This is a genomic window from Citrobacter sp. TBCS-14 (assembly GCF_005280805.1).
Lineage (GTDB): Bacteria > Pseudomonadota > Gammaproteobacteria > Enterobacterales > Enterobacteriaceae > Citrobacter > Citrobacter gillenii.
Window position 1 is genome coordinate 1 of sequence record NZ_SZWM01000173.1, and the last position, 216, is coordinate 216.

The window sequence follows — 216 nt, forward strand, 5'->3', positions numbered from 1 at the left end:
CATATCATGGATGAGCTTTCAGATATCTCCTGCGATCTCTATCGTGGATATGTTCGTGAAAACAAAGACTTTGTACCTTACTTCCGTTCCGCAACACCAGAGCAGGAACTGGGCAAGTTACCACTCGGCTCACGTCCGGCAAAACGTCGCCCGACCGGTGGCGTAGAGTCTCTGCGTGCTATTCCGTGGATCTTCGCCTGGACGCAGAACCGCCTG

General features: G+C 53.2%; 1 protein-coding gene. It reads left to right on the forward strand.

Annotated features, from left to right (window positions below):
* On the forward strand, window positions 1-216 hold a 216-nt coding region (locus FDX22_RS08610), incomplete at both ends, for a phosphoenolpyruvate carboxylase (RefSeq protein WP_146717050.1).